This is a genomic window from Microcoleus sp. OTE_8_concoct_300, from assembly GCF_031383065.1.
Classification (GTDB): domain Bacteria; phylum Cyanobacteriota; class Cyanobacteriia; order Cyanobacteriales; family Microcoleaceae; genus Microcoleus.
Window position 1 is genome coordinate 1 of record NZ_JANMZH010000844.1, and the last position, 1,674, is coordinate 1,674.

Sequence of the window (1,674 nt, forward strand, 5' to 3'; positions counted from 1 at the left end):
AATTGCGTAAATCCCAAAATAGCATTGAGAGGAGTACGGAGTTCGTGGCTCATATTGGACAGGAACATACTTTTGGCTCGGTTGGCTGTTTCTGCGGCTTCTTTAGCTTGCTGAAGTTCCAACTCCGCTTGTTTGCGATCGCTAATGTCAATTAAATATCCCAAGATTTCCACTGGTTTACCGCCAGGATCTCGAATTAGTCTGAGTTGACCGAGTATCCAGCGATAAACTCCATCTGAGCGACGAAGACGGTATTCATGGAAATAAAAATCATTGACGAATAGATTGGCTAAGCCATTAATTACTCGTTCTAGATCATCTGGGTGTAAGTTATGCACCCAAAATTCATCATCTTCTAAAAACGCAATGCTTTCATAGCCCAATACATCTTTGACATTTTCGCTGATGAACGTTGCTCCATAATCGCCACCAGGTTTACAGCTAAAAATAACGACGGGGCTGTAGTTCAGGAGAAAGTTGAGGCGATTTGTGGTAGCTTGCAAGGCTTGCTCAGCTTGTTTCAGCTCTGTCACATCCTCCTGAACGGCAACATATACAGTTCCGTATTCAGGATGCTCAAACCTGGATGTATGAACCCTGCACCAAAAGAGAGTGCCATCTTTTTTCTGATTGTAGACTTCATATTTTGCTTCCCCATCCCGCTCAAGTTGAGCAACAACATCTTCAACGGTTTCGTCGGGTGTAACCTCTGTATCGACGTAATTTATTACACCAACAGATTGACCGGCGAGTTCACCCTCTGCATAGCCAAACATCGCATCAAACTTGGGATTGGTGTAGACGATCGTCAGATCTGATGCTTTGACTAAACACACGCCACCTGCCATGTTATTCATAATAATGCTTTGAAGTTCTAGGGTCTTTTGAACTTCTTTTCGAGCGGTAATTTCTTGGATCTGAGCAATAAAATGCAGGGGATTTCCCTGTTCATCTTGTACTAGCGAGGCATCAAGAAGAATCCAAACCATATGTCCTTGTTTATGGAAATACCGTTTTTCCATTTGGTAATTTGAAATTGTTCCTGCTAATAGCTGATGTACATAACTAAGATCCAGGTCTAAATCGTCAGGATGGGTAATATCTTGGAAAGTTAACCCTAACAACTCTTCTGAGGAGTAGCCAATAATCGGACATAAGGCAGGATTGACTTTAACCCAGTGCCCATCAAGTGAAACGATCGCCATTCCAATTGACGCATTTTCAAACGCATTGCGAAACTGCTCTTCACTGTTTCGTAAAGCCACCTCAATTTGTTTGCGTTCGTTTTCAGCCCGCTTGCGCTCGTTGATTTCCTTCTCTAAGGCTTGATTGGCCACAATAAGTTGAGCTGAACTAGGTAAAGCTAAGGCTGATGGAATTAAAAACATTAGCTCAGATGCAGTATATATAGAAATCAGAGCAGTAATAGCTTTAATTCCTCCCGAAAGCCAATAAGTAGGAAACCAAAGCGTCCAAATATCCATGATATGAGTTGTACCGCAGGCAATTATGAAGGCGCCAAACAGAAAAAATACTTTCTGAAATGGAGTATCTTGGCGCTGTCGCACAAAGTAGATTAGCATGATGGGGATGGAGTAGTAAGCTAAAGCAATTAAACCATCGGATAAAATATGTAATCCTACTAAGTTTGTTTGCCAGAGATAGCAGTGACCG

At 42.1% G+C, this 1,674-nt stretch carries 1 protein-coding gene; it reads right to left on the reverse strand.

Annotated elements, in window-relative coordinates:
* A partial coding sequence (locus ACUVJL_RS37290; RefSeq protein WP_445250416.1) for a PAS domain S-box protein occupies positions 1–1,674 on the reverse strand: 1,674 nt, incomplete at both ends.